This is a genomic window from Streptomyces sp. NPDC054956 (assembly GCF_053609185.1).
The window spans coordinates 1-13,321 of record NZ_JBSGXB010000055.1; the positions used below are offsets into that span (position 1 = coordinate 1).

A 13,321-nucleotide genomic window follows, 5' to 3' on the forward strand; every position below is an offset into this window, starting at 1 on the left:
CGCGTACGGCGGAGTACGAGCCCGCGAAGCCGATCCCTGCGATGACGACGGCTCCGGCGACCACGACACCGATCAATATCCGGTGCGTACGAGTCAGCTGCATCGCGGCCACCCGCGATCCCCTCCCCTTTGTCCCCATGTACCCATGTACTCATCGAGCTACGGCAGGGCACAGCGTACGCGCGTACGGGTGACCGGACGTCGCCGGTCCGGTCACCGTTCGGGAGCGCTTGTTACTCGACTAGGACTTGGCCGGGGCGGGCGACTGCTCGGGCTGCTTCTGCTGGTTGGCGGCCTCGACCGAGGCGACCGTCTCCTTCGCCGCCGCGATGGCGTCCTGGAGCAGCTTCGCGTGGTCGGGAGCGTCCGCGCCCTCGTAGGCCGCACCGTTGTAGTCGAGGGTGATGATCACGTTGTGCGTGCGGGCGATGACCGTCGTGTTGGCGAAGTCACCGTCCTTCTTGGTGTTGAAGGTGAAGGACGTGGCCTGGTCGCCGATGCCGCCCGCCGCCTCCGGCTTCATGTTCTCCGCGCCCTCGACGGCCTTCGCCTTCTCGACCTGCTTGGCGTACTCGTCCTCGGCGCGCTTGCTGCCGTTGCCCACCGACGCGAGGGAGTCGTAGCGGACGAGGGAGATCGACAGCCAGCGGTACTGAGAGCCCTTCAGGCCGGCCTCGTCCAGGCCGTTCCAGGAGCAGCTGGCGCGGCTGGCCAGGTCGTTCGACTTCGCGGCCGTGCCGCCCGCGTCCTTCGCCTTCGGGACGATCGTCTCGATGGTCTTCGCGCCGACCGTCTTGCACGGCTCGGGCAGCGCGGCGTACACGGCCTTGTCCGGAGCCTTCGACTCCTTCGAGTTCGGCTTCGCGGACGAGGAGGATTCGGACTTCTTGCCGCTTTCGGCGCCCGAGTCCTTGCCCGAGTCGGACGAGCAGCCGGCGACCGTGAGGATCACCGGAACGGCTGCGCAGGCGAGGACGCGGGTGAGACGCGAGGCTGATCGGTGCATGATTCCTTCAGACGTTGTGGGTCTTCGTGCGGTCTGTGTACGGGCCGGTGGACCGGCCCCGTGGCGGGCGCGGGACCCGAGCAACGGTAGCCCGACCCGGCGCCCGGCTGCTGTGCGCGCCGTCACCCCGGGTGTGTGCGCCCCCTCGGGGCGGGCGCCGTCACTCGTTGAAACGGTCCACGAGGGCCTGGGCCAACTGCCGCGCCCTGTCCTGGGTTTCGCCGCTCGGCGGGACCGTACCGGGGAGCGCGGGCTGGACGCTGTACTCGACGGTGACGATGACATTCGAGGTACGGAACACAATCCGGACCGTGCGCGCCTGCGCGGCGGTGGCGCCGGCGGCACTGAGCTTGTCGTCGAGGAAGGCCTCGTTGCCGAGCCCTTCGAGGACGCGGGAGCCGAGCTCGACGGGGGCGGAGGGCGAGCCGGAGGGCGAGGGGCTGGTGCTCGCGCCGGCGCCCGTGCCCGGGGTCGCGCCCGGGGTCGTGCCCGGGGTCGGAGCCGGCGGGGAGGCGGGCGTGGCGGCGGGCGTCGGCGTCGGGCTGGGGGCCGGGCCGGGGAAGGGCAGGTGGGCGTCGGTGAGCTGGCGGATGTAGACCTGCCGCGCCTTGTCGTCGTCGCTGGTGGTGGCCCGGTCGTACGAGACCACGCGCTCGAAGACCACCGACAGCAGCCTGGTCTCGGTCGGCGTCTGCGCGGTCCAGCGGCAGCCGACGCGCCGGTCGGCGTCGTACGAGGGGTCCGCGGTCCCGGCGTAGAGCGCCTCCCGGGCTTCGGGGGCGAGGGCGTCGGCGACGGGGAGCATCGCCTTGACCTTCTTGGGGTCGACGGCCTTGCATGGCATGGGCAGGCTCCGGTACTTGCCGGGCTGCGCGACCGTACCGGCGTTGCTGCCCGCCTTCGAGTCGCTGGTGATCCCGTCCCCGCCGCCGTCGGTGCACGCGGTGAGGCCGACGGTGAGGGCGGTGAGCACCGCGAGGCCTGGCAGGGCTGCACGTACCGTCTTGCGCTGCACGTTCCACCGGCTCCCTTCGGAAAATGCGTTGCCGCGGCTCGGGCGCGGATGGACACAATGTCTATCGCACACGCTGGTGCTGGCGCCGGTCTCCTGTCGTATTTGGGACCAAGAGCGAGGCTTTTTGCGTATTGAGACTTTTCTGCGGTTAACGGGGTGTTGAGGCCAAAATGTCGTATGTAGAGGTGCCCGGGGCGAAGGTCCCCATCCGGATGTGGACCGACCCGGCGTCGGTCGAGGACAGTGCGATGCGCCAGCTGCAGAACACCGCCGGCCTTCCGTGGATCAAGGGTCTGGCCGTCATGCCGGACGTCCACTACGGCAAGGGCGCGACGGTCGGCTCGGTCATCGCCATGAAGGACGCGGTCTGTCCGGCGGCGGTGGGAGTCGACATCGGCTGCGGCATGTCGGCGGTCAAGACCTCCCTGACGGCGAACGACCTCCCGGGCGACCTCTCCGGCCTGCGCTCGCAGATCGAGCGGGCGATCCCGGTGGGGGCGGGGATGCACCGGGAGGCGGTGGATCCGGGGCGGCTGTACGGGTTCTCGGAGAACGGGTTCGGGGATCTGTGGGAGCGCTTCGACTACATCGCGGATGCGGTGAAGTTCCGGCGGGACCGGGCGATGCGGCAAATCGGAACGCTCGGATCCGGAAATCATTTCGTTGAAGTTTCAACTGACATGTCCGGGTCGGTTTGGCTCATGCTGCACTCAGGGTCCCGGAACATCGGCAACGAGCTGGCGGACTTCCACATCAACGTGGCCAGAGGGCTCTCGCACAACCAGGGCCTGATCGATCGCGACCTTGCGGTGTTCCTCGCGGCGACGCCGGAGATGCAGGACTACCGCAACGACCTCTTCTGGGCGCAGGAGTACGCCAAGTACAACCGTGCCGTCATGATGAGCCTGCTCAAGGAGGTCGTCCGGAAGCAGTTCCGCAAGGCGAAGGTCTCCTTCGAGCAGGAGATCAGCTGCCACCACAACTACGTGGCGGAGGAGCGGTACGACGGCATGGACCTGCTGGTCACCCGCAAGGGCGCGATCCGCGCCGGCAGCGGTGACTACGGGATCATTCCCGGCTCGATGGGCACGGGCTCGTACATCGTGAAGGGCCTCGGCAACGAGAAGTCCTTCAACTCGGCCTCGCACGGGGCGGGCCGGAAGATGAGCCGTACGGCGGCGAAGCGGAAGTTCTCGGTGCGCGACCTCGCGGAGCAGACCAAGGACGTGGAGTGTCGCAAGGACTCGGGCGTCGTGGACGAGATCCCGGGCGCGTACAAGTCGATCGAGCAGGTCATCGACCAGCAAACCGACCTGGTCGAGGTCGTGGCCAAGCTCAAGGCTGTCGTCTGCGTGAAGGGCTGAGCCGACGCCCGAGTAGAGCGACGGAAGGCCGGAACCTGATGGGTTCCGGCCTTCCGGGCTGACTGCGTCAGCTCTGGAGCCAAGGTCCGCCGGCTGTGCGCAACCGGGTCAGTCGCTGCCTGCAGCCCCCCTCGGTGCGGCCCAGCGCGGCGGCGCCGGCGGCGGCGCCGCCGAGTTCGAGCAGTTTCACATCCTCGTCGAGGGTCCAGCGGCGGCTCGGGGTGGGCCTGGGCTTGCCCGAAGGTCGGGCCCACGTGCGTAGGGACCTTGCCGACGCGCTTTTGCGTTCCAAGGACAAGCAGCCGTCGTAGTACAGATGTGAGGCCAGTTCGACGGCCGGTTCGTTGGTGTAGAGGATGTTGTAGACGCCGTCTCGGGTGTTTCGCTTGATGGTGCGATCTGCTCCGGTGATCTCCTTGGCGTAGTGGCAGAGGTAGGCGCCGATGGCCGTACTCGCGGTCGTCAGTGAGATGAAGGGGAATCCCTGGCCCGTGTAGCCGATCGATCCATCCGCGTCGATCACGCCGCGTACGTAGTCGGGGCGGGAGAAATCGACGCCGGGCGGCGCGATGGTCCTGGACTTGGGGCCGTACGGAATTCCGAGCTCGTTGACGATGGTGCGCGCCTCCTGCGCGTACGTCGACCACGTTGCGGTGTGCGAGGAGGCCGCGAAGTTCGTGGACCGCGTGCGCTCGGTCACGGAGCTGTTGTACGGCGTGAGGCGTTGAAACTCGTGCAGCAAGTCGATGTCGCGTGCGTTCAGCTCCACTTTGAGGGAGCCGCGCTGCCGACTCTGTTGGGACAGGTGCCCGTCGGCTTGAAGGAAGCCGAACATGTAGGCATAGCGGGGGTCCTGGAGGTCCATGAAGCGCGCGGGGGCGCTAGGGTCCTGGTCAGCCATGAGGAAGCCTTCTTCCTTGCTGGTGAGGCCCTCGCTCGGGACTGCCATCCCGGGCGGGGGCCGTTTCTGTTGTCATCGAACCTAGGTATGAATTCAGGCGACTTTGGGCCCCTTGGGGGGCCTTCACTCGAACGTGTGGCGGAATGTCACATGTCTCTGAGGGTGGTAAACCGGATGCGCTGATCGGTCAGTCGAGGAGCATGTCCACCGGCAGCTCGACCGTGACCCCGAGGTAATCGGGGAGGGGGAGTGTCGTGCCGCGCTTGAAGGTCCTGCGCAGGCGGTAGGACGCGCCGTGGGGGTCCGTGTGGATCACGACTTCGTCGTGGTGTCGATCGGCGATGACGTAGACGGGGACGTCGGCCCGGGCGTAGCTCTCGACCTTGGTGCCGGTGTCGTCCGCCCAGTTCGAGGAGGTGATCTCCAGGATCATGCGGAAGGCGTCAGGTCGGTAGCGGTTCTTCGTGACCTTGTGGTCCAGGAGGTCCTGCTCGACGAGTGAGAAGTCCGGGACGGCGTAGTCGTCTTCTCCGGTGGGCAGCCGGATGCCGATGCCCTGGAGGGGCTCCAGGCCCGCCTTTTCGGCCCCGGCCTCGTGGAAGGCCGCGGTGAGGCGGGTCAGGGTGCGGGCGTGCCGCCCGTCGGCGGGTGGTGTCGCGGTCAGTCGTCCCTGGAGGATCTCCACTCGGTACCGGGGAAAGTCCTTGGAGAGGCGATCGGCGGCTTCCGGGATCGTGGTCCTGTGCTGTGTCACGGTCGTGGCCCCTTCCTTGTCGTGGCCGACGCTTTCGTTGTGTCGTCGCGCCCGCCGACATTCCGCACGACTTCACCCGTATGGGGCCATCCGCGTCGTACGGCTCCTGGTGCCCGCCAACTCCCTTGGTGGGGAGCCGCGTTCGGGCGCGGAAGTTCCAACCGAGGGGTTGACGGTGGGAGTTGGTCTAGACCAAGGTGTGCGGCATGTGGAGATCTCGCGCGCTTCTTGCCGCGCTCGCGTCGTTGTCGCTCGCTCTCGCGGCCGTGGGGACCGCCGATGCCGTCGGGACCGAGGGTTCCGAGCAGGCCGCCGGGGCCGTTGCCGCGGTCGCCGGGCGGAAGGCCGGGCTGCCGCCCGTCGTCTCGCACGTGCCGACCGACGAGAAGGTCGTGTTCATTACGATCGACGACGGGTGGGTGCACGATCCTGCCGTCGCGCAGACGCTGCTCGACCGGCGGATACCCGCCTCGCTGTTCCTGCTGCCGGGGGCGACCTCGTACGACACCCAGTACTTCACCGGTCTTGTCGAGCAGGGGCGGGCGGTGAGCGTGGAGAACCACACCGTCAATCACCCCGATCTGACCACGCTCGACGCCGCGGGGAAGGATGCCGAGGTCTGCGGTGCCGGGGAGCAGCTGGCCGCGACCTTCGGGCGGGAGCCGAAGCTGCTGCGGCCGCCGTACGGGGCCGTGAACGACGACGTGCGGCTGGCGGCGAAGGCGTGCGGGGTCAAGGCGCTGATCACGTGGACGTACGACTTCACCACCTGGAGCGGGACGCCGCCCACGCCGCAGCTGAAGTCCGGTGACATCGTGCTGCTGCACTTCACGCCGACGCTCGGCGCGGACCTGCAGCGGGCCCTGGACGCGGCGAAGGCCGCCGGGCTGAAGCCGGCGGCCCTCATGCCGCACCTGAAGAGTGCCGGCCTGGTCCCGTAGGGACCCGCGCGGGCTTACAGCTCGCGGTGGAGCTTCGTGTTCGAGGCCTGGGCGCGGGGGCGGACCACCAGGAGGTCGATGTTGACGTGGCTGGGACGGGTCACCGCCCAGGTGACGGTCTCGGCCACGTCGTCGGCGGTGAGGGGTTCGGCCACGCCGGCGTAGACCTTCGCCGCCTTCTCGGCGTCGCCGCGGAAGCGGGTCTTGGCGAACTCCTCGGTCTTGACCAGGCCGGGGGCGATCTCGATGACGCGGACCGGCTGGCCGACGATCTCCAGGCGGAGGGTCTCGGCGAGGACGCGGGCGCCGTTCTTGGCGGCGACGTAGCCGGCGCCGCCCTCGTACGTGGCGTGGCCGGCGGTGGAGGAGAGGACGACCACGGTGCCGTCGCCGGAGGCGGTCAGGGCCGGGAGCAGGGCCTGGGTGACGTTGAGGGTGCCGATGACGTTGACCTCGTACATCGTGCGCCAGTCGGCGGGGTCGCCGGTGGCGACGGGCTCGGCTCCGATGGCGCCGCCGGCGTTGTTGACGAGTACGTCGCAGCGCGCGAGGGAGGCCGCGAAGGCGTCGACGGCGGCGCGGTCGGTGACGTCGAGGGCGTGGGCGGTGGCCTCGTGGCCGGCGCCGGTGATCTCGGCGGCGAGGGCCTCGATGCGGTCCTTGCGGCGGGCGGTGAGGACGACGTGGTAGCCCGCCGCGGCGAGCTGCCGGGCGGTGGCCGCGCCGATGCCGCTGCTCGCGCCGGTGACTACGGCGGTTCGGGTGGCCGTGCTCATGCTGGCTCCTCGTGCGTTTGTACGGGTGAGTACTGGCCAGCATAGGCCGGTCGGCGGACCGCTCCGAAGGTCACCGGCCGCGCGGGCGACAGCCATGGCCGGAAGGGTGCGCGCGCAGATGGGGGAGGGCTCGCCCTCATTCGTGTGATGGTCCGACCGGCGGGTGGGGGTGGTGGCTAGCGTCCGCGCGAGGAGGTGGTGGCGGTGCGCCGAGGTGCCGTACGGAGTGTGGTGGTGGCCGGGCTGCTGGTGCTGCTCGGCGGGACGGGGAGCGTCGGGGGCATCGGCGGGATCGCGGGGGCCGGTGGCCTCGCCGGCACCGGTGGCGTCGGGAACGCCTACGCCGCGGGCGGGCCGGAGGCGGACGTCGCCTACCACGGGCGGGTCGCCCTGGGGCAGGGCCGGCTGCGCATCCTGCTGGTCCCGGAGAACGAGGGCCCGGCCGCGCTGGCGAACGCGACCGTACGGCTGCGGCTGTCCGCGGACCTCGCGGACCGGCAGGAGCTGGCGGGGGGCTGCGCGCGGGCCGGACTGCGCGAGGTGGTCTGCGAGACCGGGGCGCTGCCGCTGCGCGGGCGCGGGCGGCACATCGGGCTGGTGCTGGAGCTGAAGGAGCGGCCGGCGGAGGTGGTGGTGCGGGTCGACACCTGGTGGAACGGCGGCGCGACCGACCGCGACCTCACCAACAACGAGCACGTGGTGCTGGCCCTGGACACGGGTGACACGTACGCGTTCTGAGCCCGTCGGCGGGGCCCACCGTCGGGGCCCGGCTGCCCGAGCCTGCTGCCCGGGCCCGGCTGCCTGAGCCCGCTGCCCGGGCCCGCCGCCCCGGCCCGCAGCCCCGGCCCGTTACGCCTTCTGTGCCTGCTCCCGCTCCCGGTCCGCCGCCGGGCCGAACTCCGCGAGGGCCTCGGCGACGATCTTCTCCAGGCGGGCGTGGTGGGCGCCGCGCCAGTAGACGCGCTCGCAGTCGGCGCACTGCGCGAAGACGTCGTACGAGCGCTGCGTGCCGCGCTCGAGGCGGTCGCCGACGCTGTCCTTGTCGGCCGCGCGCAGGGTGCCGTTGCACGCGGTGCAGCGGGTCCAGGGTGCGAGTTCGGGGGCGAAGCGGCCGAGGATGTCGCGGAGCTGCTCGTCGGGGTTGTCGCTGTAGACGTACGCGCCGGCGAACAGCTCGCGGCGGCGCAGCAGTCCGCGGTCGCGGGAGAGCAGGACGCGCCGCTCGGCGGCGGAGCGGGTGGCGAGGGCCGGGTCGCCGATGTCCTCGTTCTCGTACGCGGCGTCGACGCCGAGCAGGCGCAGGCGGCGGGCGAGGGTGCCGAGGTGGACGTCGAGGAGGAAGCGCAGCGGGGCCGCGTCGGGGACTCCGGGGACCTGCTGGGGGCGGTCGACGCCGAAGACCTCGACGGATTCGCCGGCCAGCGGTACGTGGGAGACGGGGGTCTCGGTGCCGTCGACGAGGATGCGGCCGACCTCGGTGAGCGGGATGCCGGCCGATTCGACGACGTGGCCGAGGCTGGAGACGCCGTCGGTCGTGGTCGGTACGCGTGCGCCGCGCCGGCTCGGCGCGGCGAACACGTGCAGTTCGGGGGCGAGGGTGAGCTGAATGCCGGGTCCGTTCACGGGGCCAGCATGCCACTGCCCGGCGCGATCCGGCGGGGGATTTACGAGGCCACGAGTCCGCTCACGCGGTCGCCCGCGAGGTCGTTCACGAGGCCGCGATCGCCTTGTCGTGGAGCTCGCGATGGGCGTTGACCTCGTCGAAGTGGGTTTCGGCCCATTGCTTCACGGAGGAGAGGAGGCAGGAGAGGTCGTTGCCGAGGTCGGTGAGCCGGTAGTCGACGCGGACCGGGACGGTGGGGGTGACGTTGCGGCTCACGAGGCCGTCGCGTTCGAGGGAGCGCAGGGTCTGGGTGAGCATCTTCTGGCTGACGCCGGCGATCTTGCGGCCGAGGTCGCTGTAGCGCAGGGTCCGGTCGTCGGCCTGGGCGAGGGCGCTGACGATGAGGCAGGTCCACTTGTCGCTGATGCGGGCCAGGAGCTGGCTGGTGGGGCACTCCTTGAGGAAGGCGTCGTAGGCGGCGCGGGCCTCTTCGCGGCGGTCCGCGGCGGTGCGGGTGGCCATGGGTACCCCACTTCCGGGTCGGGTACGCACCAGGAAGTGCGTACTTACGATCCGACAGTAGCTCTCTTTAAGTTAGTGGTCATCCGGAACGCGGAAAACGCGGAGGCCGGCCACGAAACGGGAGAGACGATCATGAGCAACGAAGACCTGACGAAGACCATGGACGCCGTCGTGGCGGACGCCTTCGGCGGACCCGAGCGGATCGAGGTCGTACGGGTTCCGGTCCCGCGGCCGGGTGCGGGCCAGGTCCGCGTACGGGTCCGGGCGGCCGGGCTGAACCCGGTCGACGGCGCGGTGCGGGCCGGGATCTTCGGCGGCGGGGGACAGCGGCTCGGCTTCGGCTGGGACGTGGCGGGCGAGATCGACGAGCTCGGCGCGGACGTGGACGGCTGGGCGGTCTCCGACCGGGTGGTGGGCCTGCACTACGGGGCGGTCAAGCCGCTGGGCACGCACGCGCAGTACGTGGTCCTGGACGCCTCCGCGCTGGCCGCGGCCCCCGCGTCGGCCCCGGTGGAGGCGGCGGGCGCGCTGCCGCTGAGCGCCCTGACCGCGGCCCGGGCGGTGGACCAGCTGGAGCTCGCGCCGGGCTCGTCGGTGCTGGTCACCGGCGCCGCGGGAGCGGTCGGCGGGCTGGCGGTACAGCTGGCCGCGCGGGCCGGCTACGTGGTGACGGCCCTGGCCGGCCCCGACGACGAGGAGCTCGTACGGTCGCTCGGCGCGGCCGCCTTCGTCCCGCGCGGCTCGGCTCCGGCCGGCGCGGTGGACGGAGTCGTGGACACGGCGGTCCTGGGCGAGGCGGCCCTGGCGGCCGTCCGGGACGGCGGCGCCTACGTCGGCCTGATCCCGGGAGCCGCCCCGGCGGCGGAGCGGGGCGTCCGGGTGGTGGAGCAGGAGGTCGCGGCGGACGGCGCGCACCTGGCCCGGCTGGTGGCGCTGGTCGACGCGGGGGAGCTGACGCTCCGGGTGGCGGAGACCTTCCCCCTGTCGGAGGCCCCCAAGGCCCACGCCCGCCTCGCGGACGGCGGCACCCGCGGCCGCATCGTCCTGACGGCCTGAGGGGTCAGGGCGTCCCCTCACCCCGGGCCGCGCACCGCGAGGTGCGCGGCCCGGCCGGCTACGGCAGGTGCCGGGCCGGGGTCCGGTGGTGCCAGGGGGTGCGGACGAGGGTGCGCGGCGCGCGCAGCGGGACGTTGGTGGTCGTCTCGCAGTTCACCGCGGTGTCGGCGGTGCCGGCCTCGCCGTCGCAGAAGTCGGTGTCCGGGCCGCCGTCCATGTGGTCGTTGGCGGGACCCGCGAAGATCGCGTCGTCACCGGTGCCGCCCCTGATCAGGTCCCGGCCGCCGGCGGTGCCGACGGTCGCGTCGCCGGCGAAGCTGACGTTGTCGCCGAAGAGGAGGTCGCCGCCGCCCCGGCCGTCGATCACGTCGTTGCCCGCCGCGGTCGTGGTGGCGTTCACGACCGAGCTCTCGCCCACGAGGATCTCGGCCGAGCTGCCGCCGGTGATCCGGTCGTTGCCCGCGCCGAAGGCCTGTCCGTCGCCGTTCTCGTTGCCGATGTTGTGGTCGCCCAGGGCGAAGAACCCGCCGTCGGCCCCCATGTCGAGCTGGTCGTTCCCGCCGCTGCCGTAGGCCGCGACGGTGCCCTCGCTGTCGCCGATCAGGTTGTCGAACAGGCCGGGCCCGCCGAGCAGGATGTCGTTGCCGGCGCCGGTCCCCGTACCGACGAAGGGCGCGGCGGAGTCCCCGAGGAGGCCGTCGTTGCCGTTGCCGCCGTCCAGCAGGTCGTTCCCGCCGCCTTCGGCGTTGCCGCCGAGGGCCACGCTGTCGCCGGTGATGTGCTCCTCGTCCCCGTCGCCGCCGTAGATGCGGTCGTTGCCACCGCCCTTGGCGTCGCCGGTCTCGACGGCCACGTCGCCGCGCAGGGCGTCGTTTCCGGCGCCTCCGTCGATCCGGTCGTTGCCGGTGCCGCCGATGAGCAGGTCGTCGCCGCCGAGGCCGCAGATGACGTCGTTGCCGCCGAGGCCGTCGATGACGTCGGCGCCCGGCGAACCGACGATGACGTCGTTGCCGGGCGTGCCGGTGAGGGTGCCCGCGCCCGTCAGGGTGGCCGGGATGCCGAAGCAGGTGGCCGGGGCAGCGGCGGCCGTGGCCGCCGGCTGCCCCAGGGTGATCAGTGCCACCGTGACGATTCCTGCCGTGATCAGTCGAGCCATGGGGGAGTGCCTCCGGGTCGGGAGCCAGCGTCGGGGGAGCGATGCCCCGGGTCCGTCACACGCTCCTGAGGGCGGGTTCGCGGTCGGGCTCGGCCGCCGCCGGCGGCAGGGGGGCGTCGTGATCCCTGAACAGCCTGCTCGGCCACCACATCCACCGGCCCACGTCCAGGGTCAGCGCGGTGACCAGCACCGAGCGGACGATCATGGTGTCCAGCAGTACGCCGAACGCCACCGCGAACCCGAGCTCGGCCGCGAACACCAGCGGCAGCGAGGCCATCGCCGCGAAGGTGCCGGCCAGCACCAGGCCCGCCGAGGTGATCACGCCCCCGGTCGTGGACAGACCCAGGAGCGCACCCCTCCGGGTGCCGTGCAGGAGCGCCACTTCGCGCACCCGGGTGACCAGGAAGATGTTGTAGTCGATGCCCAGGGCGACCAGGAACACGAACGTCAGGAGCGGGAAGGAGGCTTCCGCGCCGGCGAAGTCGAACACGTGGTGGAAGACCAGGCTGCTCACGCCGAGGGCCGCTCCGAACGACAGCACCACCGTCGCCATGAGCAGCAGCGGTGCGACGACCGCCCGCAGCAGCAGCGCGAGGATGAGGAGCACCACCACCAGCACGATGGGGATGATCACCTTCGAGTCGCGGGCGGCCGCCGTCTGCGTGTCGAGCATGATCGCCGTGCTGCCGCCGACCTGGGCGTCGGCGCCCTCGATCCCGTGGACCGCGGACCTGGCCTTCTCGACGGTGCGTATCGCGGTCCTGCCGCTGGGGTCGTCCGCGAGTTCCCCGAGCAGGATGGCCTCGCCGTCCTTGACCATCGGCGCCGAGACGCCGACGACTCCCGGTACGCCGGACAGCGCGGTCCGCACCTGCTCGGCCGAGGCGGCCCTGGTCACGACGAAGACGGGGTCGCCCGCCCCGGCCGGGAAGTGCTCGGACTGGATCTTCTCGCCGACGGCCATCTGCGAGGTGCCGGTGAACTGGTCCTTGTTGGACAGTCCGTCGGCCTTGAGCCCGAACACGCCGATCGCCATGGCGGCGAGGACGAGCGTGGTTCCGAGCCACACGATCCGCGGCCGGCGGGAGACGGCGGTGCCGACCCGGTTCCAGACGCCTTCCTTGACCGTCTCGGCCGATCCGTACGAGGGCTTCACCGGCCAGAAGATCCAGCGGCCGCAGACGACCAGCAGGGCCGGCATCAGCGTGACCATGGCGAGCAGTCCGACGAGGATGCCGACGGCGCAGGCCGGTCCGAGCCCTTGAGTGGAGCTGAGGGTGGCCAGCATCAGCAGCATCAGGCTGACCGCGACGGTCGCGGCGCTGGCGATGATCGCGGGGCTGGAGCGGTACAGGGCCTCCGCCATCGCCTCGTGCCGGTCCTCGTGCCGCAGCAGTTCTTCCCGGTAGCGCGAGATGAGCAGGAGCGCGTAGTCGGTGGCGGCGCCGAAGACCAGTACCGTCAGGATGAAACTGGTCTGCTTGTTGACGACGAGCCCGGCGTTCTTCGCCAGCAGGTAGATCACCGCCTCCGAGGTGACCAGGGCGACGCCCACGGTCAGCAGCGGCAGCAGGGGCAGCAACGGGCTGCGGTAGGTGAGCAGCAGCATCACGACGACCACCAGTGCGGTGATCGTGGTCAGGGCGCCCCCTCCGCTGAACGCCTTGATCGAGTCGGACGCGTAACCGCCCGGTCCGGTGACGTGGAAGCCGAGGCCGTTGGCGTTCTCCTGGCCGACGGCGGTCAGCGCGTCGACGGCCTTGCCGATCCCCTCCCAGCCCGTCTTGTCCTTACGGATCTGGACCACGGTCTGGATGGCCTTGCCGTCCTGGGCCTTGAGCGGCCCCTGCGGCTGCCCGACGACGTTCTCCATGCCCTTGAAGGCTTCGACGTCCGCCTGGGCCTCGGTCATGTCGGCGGCGGTGACGCCCTCGGGCCGGTCGTAGATGACGATCGCGGGCACGGTGTCGGCGCGCTGGAAGTGCTCGGCCCGGGCGACGACCTTGGTCGACTCCGCGTTGGCGGGCAGCCAGGCCGAATTGTCGTTCTCCTCGACGTCACCCAGCTGCCCGGCCAGCATCAGGACCGGTACCAGCAGGATCGCCCAGAGGGCGAGGACGACCCATTTCCCCACTCTTCCACCGGGCAACGAAGCAAGCCTTCGCATCATGTCGATTCCTCAGTCCCGTTGCGGATGCGTTCGGGACTTCGAGCGAATCAGGGACCC

13 protein-coding genes are annotated in these 13,321 nt (G+C 71.0%); 4 read left to right on the forward strand and 9 right to left on the reverse strand.

The window, feature by feature from the left end:
* Positions 1–241: 241 nt before the first annotated feature.
* Both ACWGDE_RS12505 and ACWGDE_RS12510 read right to left on the reverse strand, forming a co-directional pair.
* Positions 242–1,006 (reverse strand): DUF3558 family protein, encoded by a 765-nt coding sequence (locus ACWGDE_RS12505; protein ID WP_453388938.1) that lies wholly within the window; start codon positions 1,004–1,006, stop codon positions 242–244.
* Positions 1,007–1,166: 160 nt separating this feature from the next.
* Entirely contained in the window at positions 1,167–2,021 is an 855-nt protein-coding gene (locus ACWGDE_RS12510) for a DUF3558 domain-containing protein (RefSeq protein WP_453388939.1), read from the reverse strand.
* Between the two features lie 170 nt (positions 2,022–2,191).
* Between ACWGDE_RS12510 and ACWGDE_RS12515 the strand changes: the two genes are divergently transcribed.
* On the forward strand, positions 2,192–3,385 hold the full coding sequence (locus ACWGDE_RS12515) for an RtcB family protein (protein ID WP_453388940.1): 1,194 nt from the start codon (positions 2,192–2,194) through the stop codon (positions 3,383–3,385).
* Positions 3,386–3,452: 67 nt separating this feature from the next.
* On the opposite strand, the gene ACWGDE_RS12520 is transcribed toward ACWGDE_RS12515, so the two are convergent.
* Positions 3,453–4,286, reverse strand: coding sequence for a hypothetical protein (locus ACWGDE_RS12520; RefSeq protein WP_453388941.1), 834 nt, complete (start codon positions 4,284–4,286; stop codon positions 3,453–3,455).
* Positions 4,287–4,473: 187 nt separating this feature from the next.
* On the reverse strand, positions 4,474–5,040 hold the full coding sequence (locus ACWGDE_RS12525) for a Uma2 family endonuclease (RefSeq protein ID WP_453388942.1): 567 nt from the start codon (positions 5,038–5,040) through the stop codon (positions 4,474–4,476).
* A gap of 206 nt (positions 5,041–5,246) precedes the next feature.
* Here ACWGDE_RS12525 and ACWGDE_RS12530 point away from each other — a divergent pair, with 206 nt between their 5' ends.
* The gene (locus ACWGDE_RS12530; protein ID WP_453388943.1) at positions 5,247–5,981 is read left to right on the forward strand and encodes a polysaccharide deacetylase family protein; all 735 of its coding nucleotides are present in this window, start codon (positions 5,247–5,249) and stop codon (positions 5,979–5,981) included.
* 14 nt (positions 5,982–5,995) lie between these two features.
* On the opposite strand, the gene ACWGDE_RS12535 is transcribed toward ACWGDE_RS12530, so the two are convergent.
* Positions 5,996–6,757, reverse strand: a complete 762-nt coding sequence (locus tag ACWGDE_RS12535; protein WP_453388944.1) for an SDR family NAD(P)-dependent oxidoreductase — start codon at positions 6,755–6,757, stop codon at positions 5,996–5,998.
* Positions 6,758–6,961: 204 nt separating this feature from the next.
* Between ACWGDE_RS12535 and ACWGDE_RS12540 the strand changes: the two genes are divergently transcribed.
* The gene (locus ACWGDE_RS12540; RefSeq protein ID WP_453388945.1) at positions 6,962–7,495 is read left to right on the forward strand and encodes a hypothetical protein; all 534 of its coding nucleotides are present in this window, start codon (positions 6,962–6,964) and stop codon (positions 7,493–7,495) included.
* Positions 7,496–7,606: 111 nt separating this feature from the next.
* Here ACWGDE_RS12540 and ACWGDE_RS12545 read toward each other — a convergent pair whose 3' ends face one another.
* Positions 7,607–8,380, reverse strand: coding sequence for a Mut7-C RNAse domain-containing protein (locus ACWGDE_RS12545; protein ID WP_453388946.1), 774 nt, complete (start codon positions 8,378–8,380; stop codon positions 7,607–7,609).
* An 85-nt stretch (positions 8,381–8,465) separates the two neighbouring features.
* Positions 8,466–8,882, reverse strand: coding sequence for a winged helix-turn-helix transcriptional regulator (locus ACWGDE_RS12550; RefSeq protein ID WP_453388947.1), 417 nt, complete (start codon positions 8,880–8,882; stop codon positions 8,466–8,468).
* A 159-nt stretch (positions 8,883–9,041) separates the two neighbouring features.
* Between ACWGDE_RS12550 and ACWGDE_RS12555 the strand changes: the two genes are divergently transcribed.
* Positions 9,042–9,938: an NADP-dependent oxidoreductase gene (locus ACWGDE_RS12555; RefSeq protein WP_453388966.1), complete on the forward strand. Its 897-nt coding sequence runs from the start codon at positions 9,042–9,044 to the stop codon at positions 9,936–9,938.
* Positions 9,939–9,996: 58 nt separating this feature from the next.
* On the opposite strand, the gene ACWGDE_RS12560 is transcribed toward ACWGDE_RS12555, so the two are convergent.
* Both ACWGDE_RS12560 and ACWGDE_RS12565 read right to left on the reverse strand, forming a co-directional pair.
* Positions 9,997–11,094: a calcium-binding protein gene (locus tag ACWGDE_RS12560; RefSeq protein ID WP_453388948.1), complete on the reverse strand. Its 1,098-nt coding sequence runs from the start codon at positions 11,092–11,094 to the stop codon at positions 9,997–9,999.
* Between the two features lie 55 nt (positions 11,095–11,149).
* The gene (locus tag ACWGDE_RS12565; protein WP_453388949.1) at positions 11,150–13,264 is read right to left on the reverse strand and encodes an MMPL family transporter; all 2,115 of its coding nucleotides are present in this window, start codon (positions 13,262–13,264) and stop codon (positions 11,150–11,152) included.
* Positions 13,265–13,321 lie beyond the last annotated feature (57 nt).